Below are 25539 nucleotides of genomic sequence, written 5' to 3'. Positions count from 1 at the left end.
GACCGGCGGCGGTCAATCGGCCTCGCCTGCGCCGCTCGCCTCGTCCTCGTCGAACTCGCCGCCGAGCCGCAATCCCTCGATCCAGGTGGCACCGTCGCGCTTGACCACTGTCCGTGGCGTCACCCGCCCATGGGCGGCGAGGGCCTCGGCCAACCGCTCCGAATGGGTCACCACCCAGACCTGGGTGCGCTCCGCCGCCTGCACGATCAGGCGGGCGAGCGGCGCCAGCAGGTCCGGATGCAGGCTCGCCTCCGGCTCGTTGAGGGCGACGAAGCCGGGCAGCCGGTAGCCGAGCAGCGCGCCGGCGAGCGCCAGATAGCGCAGCGTCCCATCGGACAATTCGCCGGCCTCGAACAGCCGCTTCGGGTAATCCGGGAAGATCATGCCGAAGGAGGCGCACCGGCCGGGCTCCGGAACGACGAGGCGGGCGCCCGGGAAGGCGTCGTCGATGGCCCGGTCGAGGTCGATGGTGTCCTGGCGGACATGGACGAGGGTCGCGAAGACGGCGGCGAGGTCCGCCCCGTCGGACGACAGCGTCGGCGTCGTCACGGCGAGGCAGGGCTGACGTAACGGCGAGGCCCGGTCGCTGCGCAGGTCGTGATAGAAGCGCCAGTCGAGCATGGCGCGGCGGACCGCATCGAGCTCGGGACAGCCGGCGAGGTCGCGCACCGCGCCGAGCGCCGTCTCGGAGGCGAGCAACGGCAGCCCCAGCGGCCGCGCCCGCCCCGCCTCGCCGGCCACCGTGGCCCGCGGCCCGCGCCGCTCCAGCAGCGTCAGCGGCCGCCGCCCGGTGTGGAGCACCAGGCTCTCCTCCTTGATCTGCGGCTCGAACGGAAACGCCGCCCCGGTGGGCGGGGCCAGCCCGCATTCGACCACATAGTCGGTGCCGAGCCCGTCGACCTCGATGGTGGCCGCGAGCCTGATCCGGGCCGGCTTGCCGGTCGGCCGCCGACCGGCCCACAGGGCTGACTGCATGCCGCCCTCGGCGGCGAGCGCGCGCGCCAGCGTGCCGGCGGCGGACGCCTGGAGAAGCTGAAGCGCCCCATAGAGGTTGCTCTTGCCGACCCCGTTGGCCCCGACGAACACGGTGAGCGCCCCGACGGGAAAGCGGATGGCGCGCAGCGATCGATAGCCCGCGACGGCGACCTCACGGATCGGCATCGGACCTCATGGCCATTTCACCAGCGGCGGCATCGAGGAGAGGATCGACTCGACATTGCCGCCGGTCTTCAGGCCGAACACGGTGCCGCGGTCGTAGAGCAGATTGTACTCGACATAGCGGCCGCGGCGCACGAGCTGGGCGTCGCGCTCGGCCTCGCTCCACGGCGTCGCGAGGTTTTCGCGCACGAGGCGCGGATAGACGGTGAGGAAGGCGCGGCCGACGTCCTGCGTGAAGGCGAAGTCGGCCGCCCAGTCGCCGGAGTCGAGCCAGTCGTAGAAGATGCCGCCGACGCCGCGCGGCTCGTTGCGGTGCTTCAGGAAGAAGTACTCGTCGCACCACGCCTTCAGACGGTCGTAGGCGGCCACCGCCGGATGCGCCGCGCAGGCGCCCCGCATGGCGGCGTGGAACGCCACCGTGTCGGGGTCGTCCTGCGTGCGGCGGGCGTCGAGCATCGGGGTGAGGTCGGCGCCACCGCCGAACCACGCCCGCGTGGTGACGACGAACCGCGTGTTCATGTGGGCGGTCGGGACATGCGGGCTCGACGGATGGGCGATCAGCGAGATGCCGGAGGCCCAGAAGCGCGGATCGTCGGCGGCGCCCGGAATGTCCTTGCGGAACTCCGGCGCGAACTCGCCGTGCACGGTGGAGACATGGACGCCGACCTTTTCGAACACACGGCCGCGCATCATCGCCATCACGCCGCCACCCCCATCGTGGCCGGCGTGGTCGGTGCGGCGCCACGGCGTCCGCTCGAAGCGACCGGCCGGCTCGCCGTAGAGCGCCGGCGGGGCGGCATCCTCGATCGCCTCGAAGGCGACGCAGATGTCGTCGCGCAGCCGCTCGAACCAGGCGCGGGCCTCGTGCTTGCGGGCATCGAGCACGGCGGCATCGGGCAGCGGCGAGGCGGACGAAACGGGGGCGGGGGTGGCCATGGATCAGCTCCGGGTCTCGCGCGGGGATTTGGCCTGCGGAGGTCTCGCGGACGAGGGGCCTGCATATCGTCGTGTGGTGCGGGCCGTCCGCAGGCGGCCGGTGCGCCGCCCGTTGTGGTTCGGCATCATATCCTCGGTGACTAATCTCGAAAGACTAAATCGGAAGCGGCGACGGGAGACTCCCGACGCGCCGGCGCAGGACCCGTGAAACCGCCGGTCTGGCGCAACGCCTCGCCGACCGCCATGGCGCACGCCATGGCGACGTTGAGCGAGCGCAGTCCGGGCCGCAGCGGGATGACGAGGCGGGCGGCCGCGGCGGCATGGACGTGCTCCGGCACGCCGCTGGTTTCGCGCCCGAACATCAGCACGTCGTCGGGCGTGAAGGCGTGCTCCAGGAACGGCGTGGCGGCCGCCGTGGTGAACAGCACCAGGCGCAGCCCGCGCGCGGCCCGGAACGCCTCGAAGGCGTCGAACGAGGCGTGGCGGGTGAGCCGCACCCGGTCGAGATAATCCATGCCGGCACGACGAAAGGCCCGATCCGTGGTGGGAAAGCCGGCGGGCTCGACGAGATCCACCGCGACGCCGAGGCAGGCCGCGAGCCGCATGATGGTGCCGGTGTTCTGCGGGATGTCCGGCTCGAAGAGAGCGATGCGCATGCTTCAGTGGCTCGCTCGTCGGCGCCGCCGACCGGCGTCGGGAGGCGTGTGCGATCGTCGGCCCTGGGACCGACGACCGTGCCGCCCCGGCGCGCCTGCGCCCGCATCCGCCACCTCCACGCCCCTCCGCCCCGGACCGACGCATGCGCACGAACGCATGCCGCACCGGCCGCGCCTCATCCTATTTGCCATCAGCCGCATTCGGCAACCCGACGGGCTTGCGCTCCCCGCCCAAACGGTGCCAATAGGAGATTTAAGGTGGCATGGAGTGCGCCTCCCGCGAGTTCGCGCCGCGTCCGATCCGCCGCCGGCTTTGCTCGGGTTGGCCCCCCCTCCGGCTTGCCCGCCCCATCGATTGAAAGGGATCGAAGACTGTGACCAATCCGTCATTGCGAGCCGAGCCGACCCGGCGCGATTTTCTCTTCATCGCCACGGGTGCGGTCGGCGCGATCGGTGTGGCGGCCACGATGGTGCCTCTGATCGCGCAGATGAACCCGGACGCCTCCACCATCGCGGCCGGTGCGCCGATCGAGGTCGACCTGACCCCCATCGCCGAAGGACAGGTCATCAAGGTGACCTGGCGCGGCAAGCCGATCTTCATCTCCCATCGCACCAAGCAGGAGATCGAGCAGGCGCAGTCGGTGAAGCTGAGCGCCCTGCCCGATCCGCAGTCCGATCAGGACCGGGTGAAGGCGGGTCACGACCAGTGGCTCGTCGTCATCGGCATCTGCACCCATCTGGGCTGCATCCCGATCTCCAAGTCGGGCGAGTACAACGGTTGGTTCTGCCCGTGCCACGGCTCGGTCTACGACACCTCCGGCCGCATCCGTCAGGGACCGGCACCGGCCAACCTGCCGCTGCCGCCCTATCGGTTCGTTTCCGACACCAAGATCGAGATCGGCTGACGCGGCCTCCGGACCGCAGCGCCCTCCGGACAGAGACACATCCATGAGTGGACCTTCCAAGTTCGTGCCGCGACATCCCGCCCTCAAGTGGTTCGAGGCGCGGCTGCCCATCATCGGGCTGATGTACGATTCCTTCGTGTCGTATCCGACGCCACGGAACCTGAATTTCCTCTGGACCTTCGGGGCGATCCTGTCGTTCCTGCTGATCATCCAGATCGTGACCGGCGTCGTGCTGGTCATGCACTACACCCCGAACGTCGACCTGGCGTTCAACTCCGTCGAGCACCTGATGCGCGACGTGAACTATGGCTGGCTGCTGCGCTACCTGCACTCCAACGGCGCCGCCATGTTCTTCTTCGCCGTCTACATCCACATGTTCCGCGGCATGTATTACGGCTCCTACAAGGAGCCCCGCGAGGTGCTGTGGATCATCGGCGTGATCATCTATCTCTTGATGATGGCGACCGGCTTCCTCGGCTACGTGCTGCCGTGGGGCCAGATGAGCTACTGGGCCGCCACCGTCATCACCAACCTGTTCTCGGCCATCCCGATCTTCGGCGAGACCATCGTCACCTGGCTGTGGGGCGGCTACTCGGTGGGGAACCCGACCCTCACCCGGTTCTTCTCGCTGCACTACCTGCTGCCGTTCGTGATCGTCGCCTTCGTGGTGCTGCACGTCTGGGCGCTCCACGTCGTCGGCCAGAACAACCCGGCCGGCGTCGAGCCGAAGTCCGATCAGGACACGGTTCCGTTCACGCCCTACGCGACCCTCAAGGACCTGTTCTGGTTCGTCGCGTTCATGCTGATCTACATGTGGTTCACGTTCTACGTCCCGAACTACCTCGGGCACGCGGACAACTACATCCCGGCCAATCCCAGCGTGACGCCGGCCCACATCGTGCCCGAGTGGTACTATCTGCCGTTCTACGCGATCCTGCGCGCCATTCCCGACAAGCTGATGGGCGTCATCGCGCTGTTCGCGTCGATCATCGTGCTCGCCTTCCTGCCCTGGCTCGACACCTCGAAGGTCAAGTCGGGGCGCTATCGGCCGCTGTTCAAGGTCTTCTTCTGGATCTTCGTGGCCGACTGCCTCCTGCTCGGCTGGCTCGGCGCCAAGCCGGCGGAGGGTGGCTATCTCATCGCGACCCGCATCCTCACCGCCTGGTACTTCCTCCACTTCATCGTGGTGCTGCCGGTGATCGGGCTGATGGAGAAGCCGCTGCCGCTGCCCGAGTCGATCACCGCCGACGCGCTGGCCAAGCACGGCGCCAAGAAGAAGGTGATCGCCGCGACCGTGGCGGCGCTGGCCATGCTGGTCGGCCTGTCGACCTCGACCCGGACCGCCCAGGCGGCCGGCGAGACCCCGAAGCCGCCGCAGCTCACCTGGTCGTTCTCGGGGCCGTTCGGCACCTTCGACCGGGCCCAGCTCCAGCGCGGCTTCCAGGTCTACAAGGAGGTCTGCGCCGCCTGCCACGGCCTGTCGCTGCTGTCGTTCCGCAATCTCGCGGAGCCGGGTGGCCCGGGCTTCACCACCGCGCAGGCCGCGGCCGTCGCGGCCGAGGCCAAGGTGAAGGACGGCCCCAACGATCAGGGCGAGATGTTCGAGCGGCCCGGCCGGCTGGCCGATCGCTTCCCGTCGCCCTATCCGAACGCTCAGGCGGCGGCCTTCGCGTTCAACGGTGCGGCGCCGCCCGACCTGTCGGTGATCGCCAAGGCGCGCACCTACGAGCGTGGCTTCCCGACCTTCGTGTTCGATATCTTCACGCAGTACCAGGAGGCCGGCGTCGACTACATCACGGCGCTGCTGACCGGCTACGAGGACACGCCCGCCGACTTCAAGCTGCCGGACGGCTCCAACTACAACAAGTACTTCCCGGGCCATGCGATCGCCATGCCGCCGCCGCTCGCGGACGGCGTCGTGACCTACGCGGACGGCTCGCCGCAGACCACCGCGCAGTACGCCAAGGACGTCTCGGCGTTCCTGATGTGGGCGGCGGAGCCGCATCTCGAGGCGCGCAAGCGGCTCGGCTTCCAGGTGATGATCTTCCTGCTCGTGCTCACCGGCCTGATGTACTTCACGTACGAGAAGGTCTGGCACGACGTGAAGCATCCGCCGGAAGAGACGCCCGGTCAGGGCACCAAGACCACGCGGGCCTGAGTGATCGAGCCCGCTTAGAGCATTTTCCGGCGAAGTGGACTCCCGGTTCGCCGTAGAAAATGCGATCACGCAAGGACTTCCAGAGCGGGGTCCGATCCAGTTGGATCGGATTCCGCTCTGGGCGGACCGATCGCGTCCGACCGATCGCAACACACGAACCGGCCCGTGCCTCGCGCGGGCCGGTTTCGTTTTGGGAGACCGTCGGGGCTCCGATCGCGCCCCCTTGGTCCTGCGACGGCGCAGGCCGAGACGCTCCCCCGCTCGTCCCCGCGGGGACGGGACCAGGAGGCGCCGCGCAAAGGCTCTGTTTGAAGAAATGCCAAGTTCCGCTGGCGCGGGACCGATACCGATGGCTGCTGATGTTGACTCGCCGTGCCCAGCCTTGTGCCGGCCATGACGGAGGGGCAGTCCGAGAGTGCTTATGATCTGGTTGGAGGTCGCGTGTCCCGGGTGGAGGCGCGACGCGCCGGAGACCCGGGACCCAGGGGCGGCGATTGCGGAGCTTGCGGCTCTGGGCCCCGGCTCGCGGCACTGCGTGCCGCGTCCGGGGCACGAGGCTCACGGCATGCTCTCTCGTACCGATGGCTGCTGATCTTGGCGCGGGACCGAGCGGCGCGTGATGGGCGCCGTCCGGTGGTCCCCGCGAACGAAGCGCGCCGCCGATCAGGCCGGCTTCTCGGCCGACACCATGTAATTGACGTCCATGTCGCGGGAGAGCTGCCAGCGGTCGGCGAGCGGATTATAGACGACGCCGCTCTCGCCGCAGACCGTCAGGCCGGCCCGCTCCAGCGCGCTCTCCAGCTCCTGCGGGGTGACGAACTTGTCCCACTGATGAGTGCCGATCGGCAGCCAGCGCAGCACATATTCGGCGCCGACTATCGCCAGCGCCCAGCTCTTGAGGGTGCGGTTGAGGGTGGCGGCGACCAGCAGGCCGCCGGGCTTCACCATGCCGGCGCACACCGAGACGAACAGCGGCACGTCGGCGACGTGCTCGACCACCTCCATGGCCAGCACCACGTCGAACTGCTCGCCGGCCGCCGCCAGCGCCTCCGCCGTGGTGTTGCGATAGTCGATGGTGAGGCCGCTCTTGGCGGCGTGCAGCTTGGCCACCTCGATGTTGGGCACCGCCGGGTCCGCCCCGACCACCGCGGCCCCGAGCCGGGCCAGCGGCTCCGACAGGATGCCGCCGCCGCAGCCGATATCCAGGACTCGCAGCCCGGCGAGCGCATCGATCCGCTTGGGGTCGCGGCCGAAGCGGGCGCAGGCGGCGTCGCGCACCCAGGCCAGCCGCACCGGGTTGAACTTGTGCAGCGACCCCATCTTGCCGCGCGGGTCCCACCAGGTCTCGGCGAGGGCCTCGAAACGGGCGATTTCGGCCGCGTCGACCGTGGTGGATCTGTCGAGATCGATGCTCATGCCGATATCGGTCCGGGTTCCTGAAACGGATGGGTCTGGCGGAGCCCCGCGGGCGGCTGGCCTCTCGGACCGGCCGTTGCCTTCGCGGTTCCCCGCCGTTATGTATACGCGCTTTTTCGCGCCGGGATCAGGGCGATGCAAGCCTCGACCAAGCGAGCCTTGTCGATCCGTCCCGTGCCGATGTTTCTCATAAGGACCACCCATCCGCCATGGCCCGCCTCGTGATGAAATTCGGCGGCAGCTCCGTCGCCGACATCGATCGCATCCAGAACGTGGCGCGTCACGTCAAGCGCGAGGTCGACGCCGGCCATCAGGTCGCCGTCGTCGTCTCCGCCATGGCGGGCGCGACCAACAAGCTCGTCGAGTTCTGTCGCGCCGCCGCCGTGCTGCACGACCAGCGCGAGTACGACACCGTGGTCGCCTCGGGCGAGCAGGTGACCTCGGGGCTTCTCGCCATCGCGCTCCAGGCGCTCGGCATCCCGGCCCGCTCCTGGCAAGGCTGGCAAATCCCGATCGTGACCTCCGACCAGCACGGCTCGGCCCGCATCCTCGACATCGACGGCAGCCGGCTGGTGGCGTGCTTCGAGGCCGGGCAGGTGGCCGTGATCGCCGGCTTCCAGGGCATCCACAAGGAGACCGGCCGGATCACGACGCTCGGCCGCGGCGGCTCCGACACCTCGGCGGTGGCGCTCGCCGCCGCCGTCAAGGCCGACCGCTGCGACATCTACACCGACGTCGACGGCGTCTACACCACCGACCCGCGGGTGGTGCCGAAGGCGCGCCGCCTCGACAAGATCGCCTTCGAGGAGATGCTGGAGATGGCGTCGCTGGGCGCCAAGGTCATGCAGGTGCGCTCGATCGAGCTCGGTATGACCCACAATGTCCGCATCTTCGTGCGGTCGAGCTTCGACAAGCCGGAGGACATCGATCCGCACCGGCCCCCTCCCGGAACCCTGATTTGCGACGAGACCGAGATCATGGAACACGAGGTCGTCACCGGCATCGCCTTCTCCAGGGACGAGGCGCAGATCGCGATCCGCAACGTCGCCGACCGCCCCGGCATCGCGGCCGCCATCTTCGGCCCGCTGTCGGACGCCAACATCAATGTCGACATGATCGTCCAGAACGTGTCGCCGGACGGCAAGACCACCGACCTCACCTTCACGGTGACGGCGGCCGACTTCGAGCGGGCCAAGGCCACCATCGAGAAGGCGCGTGATTCGATCGGCTTCGCCCGCCTCGATACCGCCGCCGAGGTGTCGAAGGTCTCGGTCATCGGGGTCGGCATGCGCAGCCATGCCGGGGTGGCGGCCAGCGCCTTCCGGGCGCTCGCCGAGCGCGGCGTCAACATCCGCGCCATCACGACGTCGGAGATCAAGTTCTCGCTGTTGATCGACGCCGCCTTCACCGAGCTGGCGGTGCGCACGCTGCACAGCCTCTACGGCCTCGACAAGAGCTGAGCGGCGCCGCCGACATCCGCCGGCCCGTCGGGCGCGGTCGCCGGCCCGCCCGGCATCGGGCCGGTTCGAAGCATCGTGCCCCGCCCGGCCGGTGCTTCACGCTGCCGGAAGGGGCCACCCCGGAGGAGGGTCCGGCGGTCTCGCCGGCGCTGCTGCAAAGCGTTGGACAATAAGGAAAAGAGCTGCGGCGCAGCACGCCTTTCGCTTGCAGCGCACACGGCGCATTCTGTATAGCCGTCTTGGCGTCGCGCATCCGGCCCGCCCCGGCACGATGCTTCGAACCGGCCCCGACCTCGCCGTCCCGGCCGGCCCTGGTGGATACGATCCGAAGGACCCCACGCGATGCGCGGTGCGCTGGGCGGTCCGCGCGTGCTGCTGCGCCGCCTCCGCGAGGTGATGGCGGAGCCGGTCAGCGCGCAGGAACGCCTCGACAAGATCGTGGTGCTGATCGCCGCCAACATGGTGGCGGAGGTCTGCTCCGTCTACGTGCTCCGCGTCGACGGCACGCTCGAGCTGTACGCCACCGAGGGCCTCAACCGGCAGGCCGTTCACTTGACCGTGATGCGGTCCGACGAGGGCCTGGTCGGCCTGGTGGCCACCGAGGCCAGCGCCATCAACCTGTCGGACGCCCAGGCCCACCCGGCCTTCTCGTACCGGCCGGAGACCGGCGAGGAGATCTACCGCTCCTTCCTCGGCGTGCCGATCCTGCGGGCCGGCAACACGCTCGGCGTGCTGGTGGTGCAGAACCGGGCGCGACGAACCTATTCCGAGGAAGAGGTCGAGGCGCTCCAGACCACCGCGATGGTGCTGGCCGAGATGATCGCCTCCGGCGAGCTGCTGTCGCTCGCCAAGCCGGGGGCCGAGCCGGCGGTGCGCCGGCCCGTGCATGTCAGCGGCGCGGCGCTCACCGATGCCATCGCGCTCGGCCATGTGGTGCTGCACGAACCGCGCGTCGTCATCACCAACTTCATCGCCGACGATGTCCAGAAAGAGCTGCGCCGCCTCAGCGCCGCCATCGAGACGCTGCGGGCCGAGCTGGACCTGATGCTGGAGAGCGGCGAGGTGGCCGAGAGCGGCGAGCACCGCGACGTGCTCGAAGCCTACCGGATGTTCGCCCACGATCGCGGCTGGGTGCACAAGCTGGAGGAGGCGGTGCTGACCGGCCTCACCGCCGAGGCGGCGGTCGAGCGCGTGCAGTCCGACACCCGCGCCCGCATGCTGCGCCAGACCGATCCTTATCTGCGCGAGCGCCTGCACGATTTCGACGACCTCGCCCATCGGCTGCAACGTCAGCTGCTCGGCTACGACCACGCACCGACCCGCGACAAGCTCCCCGAGCACGCCATCCTGGTGGCCCGCTCGATGGGGCCGGCGGCGCTGCTCGACTACGACCGCAACCGGCTGCGCGGCCTGGTGCTGGAAGAGGGCGGCCCCAACTCGCACGTCGCCATCGTGGCCCGCGCGCTCGGCATCGCGGCGGTCGGCGAGGTGCCGAACGCGACCGGCCTGGCCGACCCCGGCGACGGCATCATCGTCGACGGCGTCACCGGCGACGTCCACATCCGTCCCACCCCCGATATGGAGGCGGCCTATGTGGAGCGGGTGCGGCTGCGGGCCCGCCGGCAGCTCCAATATCTCAGCCTGCGCGACAAGCCGTCGGTCACCAAGGACGGCCAGCCGGTCACGCTGATGATCAATGCCGGGCTGCCGGTCGATCTGCCCCATCTGGCCGAGACCGGCGCCGCCGGCATCGGCCTGTTCCGCACCGAGCTTCAGTTCATGGTGGCGGCGCAGTTCCCGCGCACCAGCGAGCAGCTGTCGCTCTACCGCAACGTGCTCGACGCCGCCGGCGGCCGGCCGGTGGTGTTCCGCACGCTCGACATCGGCGGCGACAAGGTGCTGCCCTACATGCGCAACTACGAGGAGGAGAATCCGGCGCTCGGCTGGCGCGCCATCCGCCTCGGCCTCGACCGCCCCGGCCTGTTGCGCAGCCAGGTGCGCGCCATGCTGCGCGCCGCCGCGGGACGCGAGCTGCGCATCATGTTCCCGATGGTCGCCACCGTGCAGGAGTTCGACGACGCCAAGGGCCTGGTCGAGCGCGAGCTGACCCATCTGCGCCGGCACGGCCACCGCCTGCCCGAGCGGGTCGAGGTCGGCACCATGATGGAGGTCCCGTCGCTGCTGTTCCAGCTCGACGAGCTGTTCGACCGCGTCGACTTCCTGTCGGTCGGCTCCAACGACCTCTTGCAGTTCATGTTCGCGGCCGATCGCGGCAATGCGCGCGTCGCCAACCGCTTCGATCCCCTGTCGGTGCCGGTGCTGCGCGCCCTCAGGCTGATCGTCGAGCGCGGCCGCGCCCACGGCAAGCCGGTGACGCTGTGTGGCGAGCTCGCCTCCAAGCCGATCGGCGCCTTGGCGCTGATCGCCATCGGTTTCCGCTCCTTCTCGGTGCTGCCCTCCTCGGTCGGCCCGGTGAAGGCGATGCTGCTCGATCTCGATGCCGGCAAGGCCGAGCGGCTGGTCTCCGGCCTGATGGGGTTGCCGCTCGGCACCGCCTCGATCCGCGCCAAGCTGACCGCCTTCGCCGAAGACGAGGGCTTGACCCTGTGACACCAACCGGGCTCGAAACGTCCCGATGCTGCCCCGACAGAAACTCGACACCCTGGTGACGCGCCACGCGGCGCTCCAGGCGGAACTCACCGGCAAGCTGGCGCCGGAGGCGTTCGCGCGGCTGTCGCGCGAGCTCGCCGAGCTGGCGCCGATCGTCGAGAAGGTGACGCGCTACGAGGACCTGCTGCGCGAGATCGACGACGTCGCGGCGATCGCCGCCGACCCGGCCAGCGACTCCGAGATGCGCGAGATCGCCGCCGCCGAGAAGGCGGCGCTCGACGACACCCGCAAGACCCTCGAGGACGACATCCGCCTGGCGCTGATCCCCAAGGACGCCATGGACGAGCGCAACGTCATCCTCGAGATCCGCGCCGGCACCGGCGGCGACGAGGCGTCGCTGTTCGCCGGCGACCTGTTCCGGATGTACGAGCGCTATGCCGCCACCCGCGGCTGGAAGACCGAGATCCTGTCGGCGAGCGAGGGCACGGTCGGCGGCTACAAGGAGATCGTCGCCGAGATCCGCGGGGCCGGTGCGTTCGCCCGGCTGAAGTTCGAGTCGGGTGTCCACCGGGTGCAGCGGGTGCCCGACACCGAGGCGTCCGGCCGCATCCACACCTCGGCCGCCACCGTCGCGGTGCTGCCCGAGGTCGAGGACGTCGACATCGCCATCAACGAGGCCGACCTCAAGGTCGACACCATGCGGGCGGGCGGTGCCGGCGGCCAGCACGTCAACAAGACCGAGTCGGCGATCCGCATCACCCATGTGCCGAGCGGCATCGTCGTCTTCGTCCAGGAGGAGCGCTCGCAGCATCGCAACCGCGCCAAGGCGATGGCGATGCTGCGGGCCAGGCTCTACGACATCGAGCGGCAGAAGCGCGACGCCGAGCGCGCCGCCGAGCGGCGCGGCCAGGTCGGCTCGGGCGATCGCTCCGAGCGCATCCGCACCTACAATTTTCCGCAAGGGCGCGTCACCGATCACCGCATCAACCTCACCCTCTACAAGCTGCCGCAGGTGATGGAGGGCGAGGCGCTCGGCGAGATCGTCGACGCGCTGGTGACGGAGCACAACGCGGCGCTGCTCGCCGCCGAGAGCGGAGCCGCCTGACGCGACGCGCGGCGCCGAGCGGCCCGATGCCTCTCGCAACCGAAGGAAATCGGATGTGACAATGCACAAGCCGCGATTTCCGCTCCGCTGGCGTCACCGGCTGTTTCGGATGCTGAAACCGCGCACCCTGCTGGGCCTGTCGCTTCAGCTCGCGGTGGCGACCGCGGTGCTGATCGCGGCGCTCTACTGGACCGGCCAGCTCGGCGCCATCCACCGCCTGTGGGTCGCATGGATCTCGTGACGGTCGCGGCCGGCGACACGATCGGGGCGGCGCGACGCGGCGTGGCGGCGGTGCTGCGGGCCGCTGGCCTCGAGACGCCGGATCTCGATGCTCGCCTCCTGGTCGGCCATGCGCTCGGCCTCGATCACGCCGGCCTCGCGGCCGCGGCGGAACGTCTGCTGAGACCCGACGAGGCCGCGCAAGTGGCGGCGCTCACGGCGCGGCGGCTCGCCCGCGAGCCGGTGACCCGCATTCTCGGCCGCAGCGCGTTCTGGAGCCTGCCGCTGGTCGTGACGGCGGACGTGCTCGATCCGCGTCCCGACACCGAGACCGTGGTGGAGGCGGCGCTCGCCGCCGTGACGGCGCGGCAGGGCGGACGCGACGCGACGCGACGCATCGCCGATCTCGGCACCGGCTCCGGCGCGCTGCTGCTGGCGCTTCTCACCGAGCTGCCGGCGGCGTTCGGCATCGGCACCGACCGCAGCGTCGCGGCGCTCGCGACGGCGCGCGACAATGCGGTGCGGATCGGTCTCCTCGACCGCTTGCGGCTTGTCGCCTGTGATTTCGGCACGGCGCTCGACGGTGGCCTCGATCTCGTCGTCGCCAATCCACCCTATATACCGAGCCGAGAGATCGCCGCGCTCGCCCCGGAGGTACGGGTCTACGATCCGCATCTCGCGCTCGACGGCGGGCCGGACGGCCTTTCCGCCTACCGTGCCATCGCGGCCGATGCCGAGCGTCTGCTCGCCCCCGGCGGGGTGCTGGTGGTGGAGGTCGGGATGGGCCAGGCGGAAGCGGTCGCCGCTCTGTTCACGACGGCGGGGCTCGTCTGTGAAACGCCACCGCATCCGGATCTTTCCGGAGTTCTGCGGGCCGTCACGGCGGTCCGGCAAACCTGATATACAAATTCGAAACACATTTCCAAGAGCGGACAAAAAAGAGCTTGATTATCCGGCTGGAGTGACTAGTTTCCGCTTACGGAATCGACCTGGGTCGGGGTTGAATCGCTGCATTGGAGGCCCCGAGCATGGCTCGGCGAGGCGGGCAGCGGGGGACACGGTCGGCAAACATCCGAATGAACAGGATTGATGCCGCACCACCCGGGATCGAGATACTTCAGCGGCTCCAGCGTGCGCTCAGGGCGAAGTCACCCAAGAGCCATGCGGGCATCGTGAGAGGTTGACAGCGCCGCGGACATGCCGCGGTGGCAAGCTGAGCCAACAGACGTGGGAAATGTGGCGCGTCTCTCGACGCCCGCAAGCATCGGCTGCATGCGCGAACATCGTCGCGCTGTCGCACTCGATGGTGATCGGCCATGCGCCGATCCGAGCAACCGTTGATGGAACCGGCGGAGGACCCGCCGCAATCAGAGGTGGCCAGAAGCCGAACATGAGAAACGGTCAGAACAAGCGCATGCGGGGCCGTAACCGCAAGAGCCATAACCCGTTGACACGGGTTTACGAATCGAACGGCCCCGACGTGAAAATTCGCGGCACCGCGTCGCACGTCGCCGAAAAGTACATGCAGCTCGCTCGCGACGCGCAGGCGTCCGGCGATCCGGTTTCGGCCGAGAACTACTTCCAGCACGCCGAGCATTATCTCCGCCTGATCGCGGCCGCGCAGGAGCAGTTCCGTCAGACGCCGTCGTTCTTCCGTGGCGAGGGCGGCGGCGCCGATCCGCGCGACGAGGGCTACGACGACGATGGCGACGACCAGCCGTCGCTGCCGGGCACCGGCGAGCAACCGGCCTTCGGGACCCGTGACCCGCAACCCTATCTGCCGCGCGACGCCCAGTTCTTCGTCCCGCGCGAGCAGCCCTACGGACGTCAGCCGCAGCCGGCGGCGAGCGACGAGGGCATCGACCGGTTGCCGTCCTTCGTCACCGGCGCGCCGGCGCCGCAGCCCCAGGGCGGCGGCCAGAACGGCTTCGAGGGCCAGGGCGGCCAAACCGCCGACCGCTTCCCGCTGCATCGCCGCCGTCGCCGCCATCGCACCCGCGGTGAAGCGGGGGCCGCGGCGGAGGCCAGCGAGGACACCGCAGCCGGCGGACCGACGCAGGACTGATCGGAGCTTCGGATCGATCGACCGAGGCGCCGGCCCGGCGGCCCCCGCCGCAGTGAACGGCCGGCCCCCCGCGGCAGCGTGTGACCGACCAGCCCGCGCCGGCGCAGATCGCCGGCGGCACGACGGCGGACGCTGCGTCAGCGCCGGCGTTCGGGGATCAGGCGGAACAGCAGCAGCGAGCGCGACGTCACCTCGTACTCGTCGCCGAAGCCGAAGCGTGGCAGGTCCTCCTCGTCGAGCTCGACATGCTCGACATTGGTGTCGATCAGCCGTGCCCAGCCATTCCCCGCCGCCACCTCGGGCAGCGTGAACTTCACCGGGATCTCGGCGGCGTTGACGATCAGCAGCATGGTGGCGTCGCTGCCGCGACGGCGAATGCCGCTCGCCTGCGCCCGCCCGTCGAACACCACGCCCATGCACTTGGCGTAGGGGTCGCCCCACTGCTCGGCTCCCATCTCGGAGCCGGCCGGCGTCAGCCAGGTGACGTCGCGCACGCCGATCTCGTCGTTCCATTCGCCGGTGAAGAAGCGGTTGCGGCGCAGGATCGCGTAGGCGCGGCGGATCTCGATCAGCCGGGCCGTGAAGGTGTACAGCTCCTCGCCCTCGGGACCGATGTCCCAGTTCACCCAGCTGATCTCGTTGTCCTGGCAATAGGCGTTGTTGTTGCCCTGCTGGGTGCGGCCGAACTCGTCGCCCGCGGTGATCATCGGGGTGCCCTGGCTGAGCAGCAGGGTCGCCATCAGGTTGCGCTTCTGCCGCTCGCGCAGCGCCTTGATGGCGGGATCGTCGGTCGGCCCCTCGGCGCCGTGATTCCAGGTGTAGTTGGCGTTGTGGCCGTCGCGATTGTCCTCGCCGTTGGCCTCGTTGTGCTTGTCGTTGTAGCTGACCACGTCGTTGAGCGTGAAGCCGTCGTGCGCCGTGATGAAGTTGACGCTCGCCCACGGCTTGCGGCCGCGCCGGTTGAACAGGTCGCCCGAGCCGGTGAGGCGCGTCGCGAACTCCGCGAGCTGGCCCTCGTCGCCCTTCCAGAACTTGCGCACGGTGTCGCGATAGCGGTCGTTCCACTCGGCCCAGCCGGGCGGAAAGCGGCCGACCTGATAACCGCCGGGGCCGCAGTCCCACGGCTCGGTGATCAGCTTGACGGACGACAGCACCGGGTCCTGACGGCACGAGTCGAGAAAGCCACCGCCTTCGTCAAAGCCGTAGGGCTCGCGCGCGAGAATGGTGCCGAGGTCGAAGCGGAAGCCGTCGACATGCATCTCCTCGACCCAGTAGCGCAGGCTGTCGGTGACCATCTGGAGCACGCGCTGATGCGAGAGGTTCAGCGTGTTGCCGGTGCCGGTGTCGTTGATGTAGTAGCGCGGCTGATCGGGCAGCAGCCGATAGTAGGAGGCGTTGTCGATGCCCTTGAACGACAAGGTCGGGCCGCGCTCGTTGCCCTCCGCCGTGTGATTGTAGACGACGTCGAGGATCACCTCGATGCCGGAGTCGTTCAGCCGCGCCACCATCTCCTTGAACTCCGAGAAGGCGAAGTCCGGCACCGCCGCATAGCGCCGCTCCGGCGCGAAGAAGCCGATCGAGTTGTAGCCCCAGTAGTTCACTAGTCCCTTGTCGAGCAGATAGGTGTCGTCCACGAAGGTATGGATCGGCAACAGCTCGACCGCGGTGACGCCGAGCTTGCGCAGATGATCGATGACGGCCGGCTGGCCGAGGCCGCGGAAGGTGCCGCGCAGCGGCTCCGGCACCGCCGGGTGCTGCTTGGTGAAGCCGCGCACATGCATCTCGTAGACGACGCTGCGGTCCCACGGGATCTTGGGCGAGCGCACGTCGCCCCAGGTGAAGGCCGGATCGATGACGCGGCACTTGAGCATCTTGGGGGCGCTGTCGCGCTCGTCGAAGGTGGTGTCGTCCTCGGTCTCGAGCTGGTAGCCGAACAGCTCCGGCCCCCATTCGAGCTTGCCGATCACCGCCTTGGCGTAGGGGTCGAGCACCAGCTTGTTGGGGTTGAAGCGGTGGCCGTGCTGCGGCTCGTAGGGGCCGTGGACGCGATAGCCGTAGATGGTGCCGGGGCGCGCGTCGGGCAGGAAGCCGTGCCACACCTCGTCGGTGAACTCGGGCAGCTCGATGCGCTCGATCTCCCGTTCACCGTGATCGTCGAACAGGCACAGCTCCACCTTGGTGGCATGCGCCGAGAACAGCGCGAAGTTGACGCCGAGCCCCGTCCAGGTGGCGCCGAGCGGATGCGGCGAGCCCTCGCGGATGCGCGATGTCACGACCGCCGGCGCGGCGGTCGGCGGCGTGGCCTCCGTTGCGGCGGACGGGGTCGCGGCCGGCCTCGCCGCGGTGGACGGGGTCGGGGGGCTGACGTGCTGGGTCATCGAGACGATCTCCACCGGGACGAGAGGACGACGGCCCGGACGGCGATCCCACAGGCCACCGCGTCGCGCCACGGCGCGCAGCACGGCGATCGGCATGGGGGCTCGTAGCACGGGGCGCGATCGGGCGAGGCCCGGGCCGCGGAGTAACGCGGTGCCGGCGGGCCGGCGACTTTCAACCGGCACGCCGCGGGAAAGTTCCCGTGCCGTGACGGCGACCGACAAGAATCTCGCACGGCGGTGGCACCGTATCGCGATCCGGACGTTGTCGAGCGCGGAACCTGCCCGCTCGCTCCGGACCGCCGGAGGACTGCCCCCGAAGGACCTCAGCATGTCGAACGGAGATCGGACGCCTGCCCAGGTGGCGCCTGCCCAGGTGGCGCCCGCCGACAGTCCCACCCTGGCGGAGCTGCTCACGCTCGCGGTCGGCGTGGTGGTGGTGGCGGCCCTCTATCTCGGGCGCGACGTGCTGGTGCCGATCACGCTCGCGGTGCTGCTCACTTTCGTGCTCGCCCCGCTGGTGCGGGCGCTGCGCTTCCTGCGGCTCGGCCGGGTGCCGGCCGTGATCGCCGCCGTGCTGGTGGCGCTCGCGGTGCTGACCTCGATCGGCGCCGTCATCGGCGCCCAGATCGCCGGCCTCGCTGCCGATCTGCCGCGCTACGAATCGACCATCCGCAACAAGATCGACGTGGTCCGCGACCAGACGGTCGGCCGGGTCACCCGCCTCGTCGCGCATCTGGAGCAGCTGCGCGCCGATGACGAGGCCGATGCACCGGCGCCGCCGAATGCTCGCGAGGGGACGGCGCCCACCGGCAGCCAGTCGCCGGCCGCCAAGGCGCCCGCGAAGAACGGCGCCGCTCCGGAGAGCGAGGGCACCACCGGCATTCCCTCGCTCGACACGCTGCAACGCTACGTCTCGCCGGTGCTCAGCCCGCTCGCCACCCTCGGCATCGTGCTGGTCTTCGTCACCTTCATCCTGCTCCAGAAGGAGGACCTGCGCGACCGCTTCATCCGCCTGTTCGGCTCGCGCGACCTGCATCGCACCACGGTGGCGCTCAACGAGGCCGGCCATCGCCTGAGCAAGTTCTTCCTCACCCAGCTCGCGCTCAACACCGCCTTCGGGGTGCTGGTCACCGCGGGGCTCTATCTCATCGGCCTGCCGAGCCCGCTCTTGTGGGGCATCGTCGCCGGCCTGTGCCGCTTCGTGCCCTATGTGGGGGCCTGGGTGGCGGCGGCGCTGCCGCTCGCGGTGGCGGCGGCGGTTGATCCCGGCTGGAGCATGGTGGCGTGGACGGCGGCGCTGTTCATCATCACCGAGCCGCTGATGGGCCAGGTGGTGGAGCCGGTGGCCTATGGTCACTCGACCGGCCTGTCGCCGGTCTCGGTGCTGATCGCCACGGTGTTCTGGACCTGGCTGTGGGGACCCATCGGGCTGATCCTGGCGACCCCGCTGACGCTGTGCCTGGTGGTGCTGGGCCGCCATGTCGAGCGGCTGGAGTTCCTCGACGTGCTGCTCGGCGACCGGCCGGCGCTGACCGCCACCGAGACGTTCTATCAGCGCATGCTGGCGGGCGATCCCGACGAGGTGCAGGATCAGGCCGAGGCGCTGCTGAAGACCCGCTCGCTCTCCGCCTATTACGACGAGGTGGCGCTGCGCGGGCTGGCGCTGGCCGCCAGCGACGTGGCGCGCGGCGTGCTCAGCCCGGTCCGTATCCGCCGCATCGCCGACGAGGTGTGCGAGGTGGTGGAGGAGCTCGACGACTACGACGACCGTGCCCCGCGGCCGGCGACGCCGGAGGGCGAGGCGAGCCCGTTGCCGGCGGAGCCGAGCGACGAGGATGCGCCGCCGGGGCGCGAGGCGCCGCCTCCCGAAGCGCGCAGCGGCGCCTGGGCGAGCGCCGCGCCGGTGCTGTGCATCGCCGGCGCGAGCCCGCTCGACGAGGCGGCCACCGCCATGCTGGCGCAGCTCCTCGGCAAGCATGGGCTGGCGGCGCGAACGCTCGCGAGCGATCGCCTGTCGCGCGTGCATGTGGCGTCGCTCGATCCCGCCGGCATCGCCTTCGTGTGCGTGTCGCTGATCGAGTCGACCGGGCACGTCGCCCGCACCCGCCACATGATCCGCCGGCTGCGCCGCCAGCTTCCCGGCGTGCCGGTGCTGGTCGGGTTGTGGCCGGCCGGCGAGCGCGACGATGGCGGCGACAGCGTGCGGGCCACCATCGGGGCGGATCTCTACGTCTCGTCGCTGACGGAAGCCGTGAACGCCTGCGTCGATGCCGCGACAGCCGCCGCCGTCGCGGCTCCGGCAGGCTCGCCGGCCGCGGCTTCGGCGGCGCCCGATCAGGATGCCGGCGAGCCGGCCCGTACGGCTCCGCCCGCCGCTCTCGTCGAGCCTGCGGCCGCGACGGCCGGCGGCATCGTGCCGGCATAGCGCCGCATCGCATCGCGCTGCTGACGGGCGGCAAAGCCCACCACCCGCCCCCGTCAGTCGCCCTCGTCATACTGTTGTCGAGTGATCAGGTCGCCGTCGTTCCGGGGCGCCGCGCAGCGGCGAGCCCGGAATCCAGCGTCAAACTCGGAACTCTCGACTGGGTTCCGGACAGCCGCTTCGCGGCTTCCGGAATGACATCGAAGTGATCAGCCGGATCTCGTATCAGTCGCCGCCGCCGTGCCGTAGGGCCAATCCCAGTCGCGGATCTCCGGCATGTCCTCGCCGTGGCGCACCACGTAGTCGCGGTGCGCGCTGCGCCTGTCGCGCAGCATCTGCTTCACATGGGCGGCGCCGACCGCGAGCCCGGGCACGCGGTCGATGACGTCCATGGCGAGGCGGAAGCGATCGAGATCGTTCATAACCACCATGTCGAACGGCGTCGTGGTGGTGCCCTCCTCCTTGTAGCCGCGCACATGGATGTTGGGATGGTTGGTGCGGCGGTAGGCGAGCCGGTGGATGAGATACGGATAGCCGTGATACGCGAAGATCACCGGCCGGTCGGTGGTGAACAGCGAGTCGAAGTCGCGGTCGGTGAGCCCGTGCGGATGCTCGCCGGCCGGCTGCAACGTCATCAGGTCGACCACGTTGACGACGCGGATCTTCAGCTTGGGCAGATGCCGGCGCAGCAGCGACACCGCCGCCAGCGTCTCCAGCGTCGGCACGTCGCCGGCGCAGGCCATCACCACGTCGGGTGTCGATCCCTGATCGTTGGAGGCGAAATCGAAGATGCCGATGCCGGCGGCGCAATGGCGCACCGCCGCGTCGATGTCGAGCCACTGCGGGGCCGGCTGCTTGCCGGCCACGATGACGTTGATGCGGTTCCACGTCCGCAAGGCGTGGTCGGTGACGGCCAGCAGGGTGTTGGCGTCCGGCGGCAGATAGACGCGCACCACCTCGGCCTTCTTGTTCAGCACCACGTCGATGAAGCCGGGGTCCTGATGGGTGAAGCCGTTGTGATCCTGGCGCCAGACATGCGAGGTGAGCAGATAGTTGAGCGATGCCACCGGCCCGCGCCAATGCAGCGTCCGCGCCACCTGAAGCCACTTGGCGTGCTGGTTGAACATCGAGTCGACGATGTGGACGAACGCCTCGTAGCACGAGAACAGACCGTGACGGCCGGTGAGCAGGTAGCCTTCCAGCCAGCCCTGGCACAGATGCTCGCTCAGCACCTCCATGACGCGGCCGTCGCGGGCGAGGTGAACATCGTAGGGCTCGATGCGCTGCTGCCAGGTGCGATCGGTGGTCTCGAACACCGCATCGAGCCGGTTCGACGCGGTCTCGTCGGGCCCCATCAGGCGGAAATTGCGGGCCGCCGCGTTGAGCCGGATGACGTCGCGCAGATAGCCGCCCATCACCCGCGTCGCCTCCGACACGACGGTGCCGGGCTGCGCCACCGCGACGGCGTGGTCGCGCATCTCCGGCAGCGCGAGCGGCCGCCGCATGCCGCCATTGGCGTGCGGATTGGCGCCGAGGCGGCGCGGCCCCTGCGGGGCGAGCGCCGCGAGATCGTCGCGCAGGCGGCCGTCGGTCCCGAACAGCTCGTCGGGCCGATAGCTGCGCAGCCAGTCCTCCAGCAGCTTGAGATGCGCGGGGTTCTGCCGCGGATCGGTGACCGGAACCTGGTGGGAGCGCCAGAACCCCTCCACCCGCTTGCCGTCGATCTCCTTGGGGCCCGTCCAGCCCTTGGGGCTGCGCAGCACGATCACCGGCCAGCGCGGGGCGTCGTCCCGCGCCGCACCGCTGCGTGCCTGCGCCTGAATGTCGGCGATCCGATCGAGCGCGCAGTCGAGGGTCGCGGCCATCAGGCGGTGCATCGGCATCGGATCGTCGCCGGCGACGATCAGCGCCTCCCAGCCGAGGCCGCGGAACATGGCGACGAGATCGTCGTCCGCCATGCGGCCGAGCACCGTCGGGTTGGCGATCTTGTAGCCGTTGAGATGCAGGATCGGCAGCACGGCCCCGTCGTGGACCGGGTCCAGAAACTTGATCGACTGCCACGAGCCGGCGAGTGGCCCGGTCTCCGCCTCGCCGTCGCCCACCACGCAGGCGACCACCAGGTCCGGATTGTCGAACGCCGCCCCGAAGGCATGCGCCAGCGAGTAGCCGAGTTCGCCGCCCTCGTGGATGGAGCCCGGCGTCTCCGGCGCCGCGTGGCTCGGGATGCCGCCCGGGAACGAGAACTGCCGGAACAGCGCTCGCATCCCGGCCTCGTCGCGGCCGATCTCGGGATAGATCTCCGAATACGTGCCTTCGAGCCAGGTGCCGGCCACCATGGCGGGGCCGCCGTGGCCGGGGCCACAGACATAGATCATGTCGAGGTCGCGCGCCGCGATCACCCGGTTGAGATGCGCGTAGACGAAGCTCAGGCCGGGCGAGGTACCCCAGTGGCCGAGCAGGCGCGGCTTGATGTGCTCGGGCCGCAGCGGCTCGCGCAGCAAGGGATTGTCGAGCAGGTAGATCTGTCCGACGGTGAGATAGTTGGCGGCCCGCCACCAGGCGTCCAGGCGGGCGAGCAGCGCATCGTCCAGCCGGGTCTTGCCGCGTGTGGCCTCGCCACGCCGGGTCGTGGTGGTCTGGTCCATCGCCGTCGTCTCCCCTGTCGATCGTGCGCTCCTCCGTCCGCCGGCGCACGATGGCCCCCGCCGCACCTCGTGTCGAGAACCCGGAATGCCGCGGCGGCGTTTCGTCAGCGGCCGTACAGCACCGCCGGCAACCAGGTGGCGAGCTGCGGCACGAACCACAGGCCGGCGAGCGCGGCGAGCTGGATCAGCACGAAGGGAATCGCACCGACATAGATGTGCGCGGTGGTGATCTCCTTCGGCGCCACCCCGCGCAGGAAGAACAGCGTCGGCCCGAGCGGCGGATGCAGGTAGGACGTCTGGAGGTTGAGGGCGATCATCACGGCGAGCCACACCGGATCGACGCCGGGAAGCTTCAGCAGCGCAGGCGCCACGATCGGCACCACCACGAAGATGATCTCGAAGGCGTCCATCACGAAGCCGAGCAGGAAGATCGCCAGCATGACGGTGAGGATCGCCCCGGCGGTGCCACCCGGCAGGTCGGCGAGGCCGCGATGAACGAGATCGTCGCCACCGAGGCCGCGGAACACCAGGCTGAACAGGGTCGCGCCGATCAGGATCAGGAAGATCATGCTGGTCACCTCGGCGGTGCGGGCCAGCACCGGGACGAGGATGCCGGCGCGATGCACCCGCACGATCGGCAGGGCCAGCAGCAGCGCCGCCACCGCGGCGAGCGCCAGCGGTGCCACGATGGCGGGGTCGCCGGCTGCGAGCAGGCCGGGCGTCAGCCCTTGGGCGGCGAGCCGCCGCAGCGCCACCAGCACGGCCGCCATGGCGACCAGCCACAGGCCCCAGTCGCGTGGATGCGGCCGCGCCGCCAAGAGCAGCGCCCCGAAGGCGCCGACCGCCGCCGCCTCGGTGGGGGTCGCCAGGCCGCCGAGAATCGAGCCCAGCACCGCGACGATCAGCAGCACCGGCGCCACCAGCACGGCGATGGCGCGGCGCAGCATGGCGAGCCCGTGCGGCGCCGCCGGGTCGGCCGGCACCGCCGGCGAGGAGGCCGGCGCCACCACGGCGACCCCCAGCACGAAGGCGATGTAGAGCACGACGAGGCCGAGCGCCGGCACGATGGCGCCGGCGAACAGGTCGGCGACCGTCACCGACTGCGGCGCGAAATTGCCCTGGGCGAGCTGCGCGGCCTGGTAGGCGTTGCTCATCTGGTCGCCGAGCAGGACCAGCACGGTGGCGGGCGGAAACAGCTGGGCGAGGGTCGCGGTGGCCGCCACGGTGCCGGCGGCGAGTCGCGGGTCGTAGCCGTGGCGCAGCATGGTGGGCAGCACGATCAGCCCCATGGTCACCGTGGTGGCCCCGACGATGCCCTTGGCGGCGGCGAGCAGCACACCGACGATGACGACCGCGACCGCGAGCCCGCCGGGCAGGCGGCCGAACAGGCGCCCCATGGCGTCCAGCAGCTCCTCGGCGACCCGCGAGCGCTCCAGCATCACGCCCATGAACACGAACAGCGGGATCGCCAGCAGCACCTCGTTGGTCATCACCCCGAAGATGCGCTGCGGCAGGGCGCCGAGCAGGCCGGCCCCCATGATGCCGGCGAGATCGCCGAGCGCCGCGAAGGCGAGCGCCACGCCGGCGAGCGTCAGCGCCACCGGATAGCCGGCCATCAAGAGGCCGATGGCGGCCACCACCATGGCGACCGCGAGAAGATCGGGCAGGATCATCATGTCACTCGGTGGCCGCTGCGGCCGCGGGGGCATCGCCGGCCAGCACGGCGAGCGCACGAAGAAGCTGCGCCACCCCCTGCACCATCAGGAGCACCGCGAAGGCCGGGATCAGGCTCTTCAGGAGGAACACCAGCGGCAGCCCGCTCGCCTCGCGGGAGCGTTCGAGGATCGCCCAGGAGCGCCCCACATAGGGCAGCGACAGCCACAGCAGCGCGGCCGCCACCGGCAGCAGGAACAGGACGGCGCCGGCGGCGTCGACCACCGCCTTTCGGCGCGGCGACGCGCCCGCATAGAAGAGGTCGACCCGCACATGGCCGTCGCGCGCCAGCGTGCCGGCGGCCGCCAGGAGGAACAGGGCCGCGTGGACATAGACGGCGCTCTCCTGCAACCACGGCGCCCCGAGCCCGAGGCCGTAGCGGGCCAGCACCACGGCGAGCTGGATGAGCACCACCGCGAGCGCCCCCCAGGCGGCCACGCGGAACACCGCGCCGGTGAGACGATCGATGCGGTCCGCCAGGGGGGTGAGGGCGGCGGGTCGGGGGTGGCGGGCGGACATGGGCCGTCTATACGACGGACCGGGGCACCGATTAAGGCGCCGGACCGCATAGCAGGACGTGCGGGCCTCGGAACTCCCTCTCTCGGCGGGCGGGGGAGGGGGCGCCGGCGCTGGCCGCTCGCCGCCTCGACCCGTCGCGCGTGCGACCCGCCGCCTGCGCGGCCTCCAGCCTGCGCGGCCCGCATGGCGGCGGCGCCCGCACGGCGGTGAAAGTACCTTGCGGGCGCCGCATTGCGGCGATAATCGGTTGAGTCGGCGGCCCGGCGCCTCACCCCGCGGCCGCGAGAGGAGCAACGTCGCGATGTGCCGCTGGATCGCCTATCGGGGCGAGACGATCGCGCTCGAACACTACGTCACCGCACCGGCCCGATCCCTCGTCGCCCAGAGCCTGCACGCCCTCGAGTCGACCGCCTCCACCCATGGCGACGGCTTCGGCCTCGGCTGGTATGGCGACCACCCCGAGCCCGGCCTCTACCGCGAGGTGCGCCCGGCCTGGTCGGACGACAACCTCCGCTATCTGTGCCGGCACATCCGCTCGCATCTGTTCTTCGCCCATGTGCGCTCCTCGACCGGCACGCCGATCACCCGGCCGAACTGTCATCCGTTCGCCTGCGGGCGCTGGCTGTTCATGCATAACGGCATGATCGGCAACTGGAACCGCATCCGCCGCCGGGTCGAGGCGCTGATCCCGGACGAGCTCTATGGCTCGCGCATCGGCACCACCGATTCCGAGGCGGTGTTCCTGGCGCTGCTCGGCGCCGGGCTCGACCGCGACCCGATCGGCGCCACCGCCCGCACGCTGGCCGCCATCACCGAGATGACCCGTGAGGAGGGCCGCGCCGAGGCGATGCGCTTCACCGCCGCGGTGACCAACGGCAAGGACCTGTACGCCTTCCGCTACGCCGCCAACGACCAGGCCAATACCCTGTACTACCGGGCGGTCGGCAAGGACGTGGTGCTGGTCTCCGAGCCGCTCGACGAGGACCGCTCGGACTGGCAGCTGGTGCCGCCCGACCACGCCGTGGTGGCCCGCGCCGGCCGCGCCCCCGAGGTGGTGCCCTTCACGGTCACCCGCCAGGTGGCGGCCGAGTAGGCCGTCGCCGAACAGGTCAGCGCCGCGCCGGCCGGGCGCTCTCCCGATCCCAGGGGCGATCCCGCCGCCGCCGGCGCGAAG

The 25539-nt window shown here is 70.3% G+C and carries 18 protein-coding genes; 10 read left to right on the top strand and 8 right to left on the bottom strand.

Annotation, left to right across the window (positions count from 1 at the left end; genetic code table 11):
- Window positions 1-12 precede the first annotated feature (12 nt).
- The 3 genes from ACFQUV_RS17620 to ACFQUV_RS17610 form a co-directional block, all read right to left on the bottom strand.
- Window positions 13-1161: an AAA family ATPase gene (locus ACFQUV_RS17620; RefSeq protein ID WP_129611294.1), complete on the bottom strand. Its 1149-nt coding sequence runs from the start codon at window positions 1159-1161 to the stop codon at window positions 13-15.
- A 6-nt stretch (window positions 1162-1167) separates the two neighbouring features.
- A complete protein-coding gene (gene hemF / locus ACFQUV_RS17615) occupies window positions 1168-2094 on the bottom strand; it encodes an oxygen-dependent coproporphyrinogen oxidase (protein ID WP_129611295.1) in 927 nt (308 codons plus the stop codon).
- 140 nt (window positions 2095-2234) lie between these two features.
- Window positions 2235-2750: a tRNA (cytidine(34)-2'-O)-methyltransferase gene (locus tag ACFQUV_RS17610; RefSeq protein ID WP_129611296.1), complete on the bottom strand. Its 516-nt coding sequence runs from the start codon at window positions 2748-2750 to the stop codon at window positions 2235-2237.
- A gap of 374 nt (window positions 2751-3124) precedes the next feature.
- Between ACFQUV_RS17610 and petA the strand changes: the two genes are divergently transcribed.
- Both petA and ACFQUV_RS17600 read left to right on the top strand, forming a co-directional pair.
- Window positions 3125-3655 (top strand): ubiquinol-cytochrome c reductase iron-sulfur subunit, encoded by a 531-nt coding sequence (petA, locus tag ACFQUV_RS17605; RefSeq protein ID WP_129611297.1) that lies wholly within the window; start codon window positions 3125-3127, stop codon window positions 3653-3655.
- Window positions 3656-3698: 43 nt separating this feature from the next.
- Entirely contained in the window at window positions 3699-5813 is a 2115-nt protein-coding gene (locus ACFQUV_RS17600) for a cytochrome c1 (protein ID WP_129611298.1), read from the top strand.
- A gap of 663 nt (window positions 5814-6476) precedes the next feature.
- On the opposite strand, the gene ubiG is transcribed toward ACFQUV_RS17600, so the two are convergent.
- Complete coding sequence (gene ubiG / locus ACFQUV_RS17595; protein WP_129611299.1) at window positions 6477-7229, bottom strand: bifunctional 2-polyprenyl-6-hydroxyphenol methylase/3-demethylubiquinol 3-O-methyltransferase UbiG; 753 nt, start codon at window positions 7227-7229, stop codon at window positions 6477-6479.
- Window positions 7230-7438: 209 nt separating this feature from the next.
- On the opposite strand from ubiG, the gene ACFQUV_RS17590 reads away from it, so the two are divergent.
- The 6 genes from ACFQUV_RS17590 to ACFQUV_RS17565 all read left to right on the top strand — a co-directional run bounded on the left by ACFQUV_RS17590 (window position 7439) and on the right by ACFQUV_RS17565 (window position 14688).
- Window positions 7439-8689: an aspartate kinase gene (locus ACFQUV_RS17590; RefSeq protein WP_111384320.1), complete on the top strand. Its 1251-nt coding sequence runs from the start codon at window positions 7439-7441 to the stop codon at window positions 8687-8689.
- Window positions 8690-9031: 342 nt separating this feature from the next.
- Window positions 9032-11299, top strand: a complete 2268-nt coding sequence (gene ptsP, locus ACFQUV_RS17585) for a phosphoenolpyruvate--protein phosphotransferase (protein WP_111384321.1) — start codon at window positions 9032-9034, stop codon at window positions 11297-11299.
- Between the two features lie 25 nt (window positions 11300-11324).
- Window positions 11325-12404: a peptide chain release factor 1 gene (gene prfA, locus ACFQUV_RS17580; RefSeq protein WP_129611300.1), complete on the top strand. Its 1080-nt coding sequence runs from the start codon at window positions 11325-11327 to the stop codon at window positions 12402-12404.
- A 61-nt stretch (window positions 12405-12465) separates the two neighbouring features.
- Entirely contained in the window at window positions 12466-12645 is a 180-nt protein-coding gene (locus ACFQUV_RS17575) for a hypothetical protein (RefSeq protein ID WP_111384323.1), read from the top strand.
- Entirely contained in the window at window positions 12633-13523 is an 891-nt protein-coding gene (prmC, locus tag ACFQUV_RS17570) for a peptide chain release factor N(5)-glutamine methyltransferase (protein ID WP_129611301.1), read from the top strand. Before ACFQUV_RS17575 ends, prmC begins: the two co-directional genes overlap by 13 nt.
- A 490-nt stretch (window positions 13524-14013) precedes the next feature.
- A complete protein-coding gene (locus ACFQUV_RS17565; RefSeq protein WP_111384325.1) occupies window positions 14014-14688 on the top strand; it encodes a DUF4167 domain-containing protein in 675 nt (224 codons plus the stop codon).
- 137 nt (window positions 14689-14825) lie between these two features.
- Here the strand turns inward: ACFQUV_RS17565 and glgX are convergent, their stop codons facing one another.
- A complete protein-coding gene (gene glgX, locus ACFQUV_RS17560) occupies window positions 14826-17066 on the bottom strand; it encodes a glycogen debranching protein GlgX (RefSeq protein ID WP_129611304.1) in 2241 nt (746 codons plus the stop codon).
- Between the two features lie 328 nt (window positions 17067-17394).
- Between glgX and ACFQUV_RS17555 the strand changes: the two genes are divergently transcribed.
- The gene (locus ACFQUV_RS17555; protein ID WP_129611302.1) at window positions 17395-19491 is read left to right on the top strand and encodes an AI-2E family transporter; all 2097 of its coding nucleotides are present in this window, start codon (window positions 17395-17397) and stop codon (window positions 19489-19491) included.
- Between the two features lie 206 nt (window positions 19492-19697).
- Here ACFQUV_RS17555 and ACFQUV_RS17550 read toward each other — a convergent pair whose 3' ends face one another.
- From ACFQUV_RS17550 to ACFQUV_RS17540, 3 genes are all read right to left on the bottom strand, one after another.
- Window positions 19698-22133, bottom strand: a complete 2436-nt coding sequence (locus ACFQUV_RS17550) for a phosphoketolase (protein WP_129611303.1) — start codon at window positions 22131-22133, stop codon at window positions 19698-19700.
- A gap of 104 nt (window positions 22134-22237) precedes the next feature.
- The gene (locus ACFQUV_RS17545; RefSeq protein ID WP_307719478.1) at window positions 22238-23809 is read right to left on the bottom strand and encodes a TRAP transporter large permease subunit; all 1572 of its coding nucleotides are present in this window, start codon (window positions 23807-23809) and stop codon (window positions 22238-22240) included.
- Window position 23810: 1 nt separating this feature from the next.
- Complete coding sequence (locus tag ACFQUV_RS17540) at window positions 23811-24365, bottom strand: TRAP transporter small permease subunit (RefSeq protein WP_378395366.1); 555 nt, start codon at window positions 24363-24365, stop codon at window positions 23811-23813.
- Between the two features lie 301 nt (window positions 24366-24666).
- Here ACFQUV_RS17540 and ACFQUV_RS17535 point away from each other — a divergent pair, with 301 nt between their 5' ends.
- Window positions 24667-25458, top strand: coding sequence for a class II glutamine amidotransferase (locus tag ACFQUV_RS17535; RefSeq protein WP_111387024.1), 792 nt, complete (start codon window positions 24667-24669; stop codon window positions 25456-25458).
- Window positions 25459-25539: the final 81 nt, after the last annotated feature.

This window comes from Rhodoplanes sp. P11 (assembly GCF_964266735.1).
Classification (GTDB): domain Bacteria; phylum Pseudomonadota; class Alphaproteobacteria; order Rhizobiales; family Xanthobacteraceae; genus Rhodoplanes; species Rhodoplanes serenus.
This window is presented reverse-complemented; position numbering and strand designations above follow the sequence as displayed.

Bases quoted from the DNA above. Each gene is read 5' to 3' on its own strand.
- ACFQUV_RS17620 (WP_129611294.1), bottom strand. From the start codon at position 1,161: ATGCCGATCCGTGAGGTCGCCGTCGCGGGCTATCGATCGCTGCGCGCC.
- hemF (WP_129611295.1), bottom strand. From the start codon at position 2,094: ATGGCCACCCCCGCCCCCGTTTCGTCCGCCTCGCCGCTGCCCGATGCC.
- ACFQUV_RS17610 (WP_129611296.1), bottom strand. From the start codon at position 2,750: ATGCGCATCGCTCTCTTCGAGCCGGACATCCCGCAGAACACCGGCACC.
- ACFQUV_RS17600 (WP_129611298.1), top strand. From the start codon at position 3,699: ATGAGTGGACCTTCCAAGTTCGTGCCGCGACATCCCGCCCTCAAGTGG.
- ubiG (WP_129611299.1), bottom strand. From the start codon at position 7,229: ATGAGCATCGATCTCGACAGATCCACCACGGTCGACGCGGCCGAAATC.
- ACFQUV_RS17590 (WP_111384320.1), top strand. From the start codon at position 7,439: ATGGCCCGCCTCGTGATGAAATTCGGCGGCAGCTCCGTCGCCGACATC.
- ptsP (WP_111384321.1), top strand. From the start codon at position 9,032: ATGCGCGGTGCGCTGGGCGGTCCGCGCGTGCTGCTGCGCCGCCTCCGC.
- prfA (WP_129611300.1), top strand. From the start codon at position 11,325: ATGCTGCCCCGACAGAAACTCGACACCCTGGTGACGCGCCACGCGGCG.
- ACFQUV_RS17575 (WP_111384323.1), top strand. From the start codon at position 12,466: ATGCACAAGCCGCGATTTCCGCTCCGCTGGCGTCACCGGCTGTTTCGG.
- prmC (WP_129611301.1), top strand. From the start codon at position 12,633: ATGGATCTCGTGACGGTCGCGGCCGGCGACACGATCGGGGCGGCGCGA.
- ACFQUV_RS17565 (WP_111384325.1), top strand. From the start codon at position 14,014: ATGAGAAACGGTCAGAACAAGCGCATGCGGGGCCGTAACCGCAAGAGC.
- glgX (WP_129611304.1), bottom strand. From the start codon at position 17,066: ATGACCCAGCACGTCAGCCCCCCGACCCCGTCCACCGCGGCGAGGCCG.
- ACFQUV_RS17555 (WP_129611302.1), top strand. From the start codon at position 17,395: ATGTCGAACGGAGATCGGACGCCTGCCCAGGTGGCGCCTGCCCAGGTG.
- ACFQUV_RS17550 (WP_129611303.1), bottom strand. From the start codon at position 22,133: ATGGACCAGACCACCACGACCCGGCGTGGCGAGGCCACACGCGGCAAG.
- ACFQUV_RS17545 (WP_307719478.1), bottom strand. From the start codon at position 23,809: ATGATGATCCTGCCCGATCTTCTCGCGGTCGCCATGGTGGTGGCCGCC.
- ACFQUV_RS17540 (WP_378395366.1), bottom strand. From the start codon at position 24,365: ATGTCCGCCCGCCACCCCCGACCCGCCGCCCTCACCCCCCTGGCGGAC.
- ACFQUV_RS17535 (WP_111387024.1), top strand. From the start codon at position 24,667: ATGTGCCGCTGGATCGCCTATCGGGGCGAGACGATCGCGCTCGAACAC.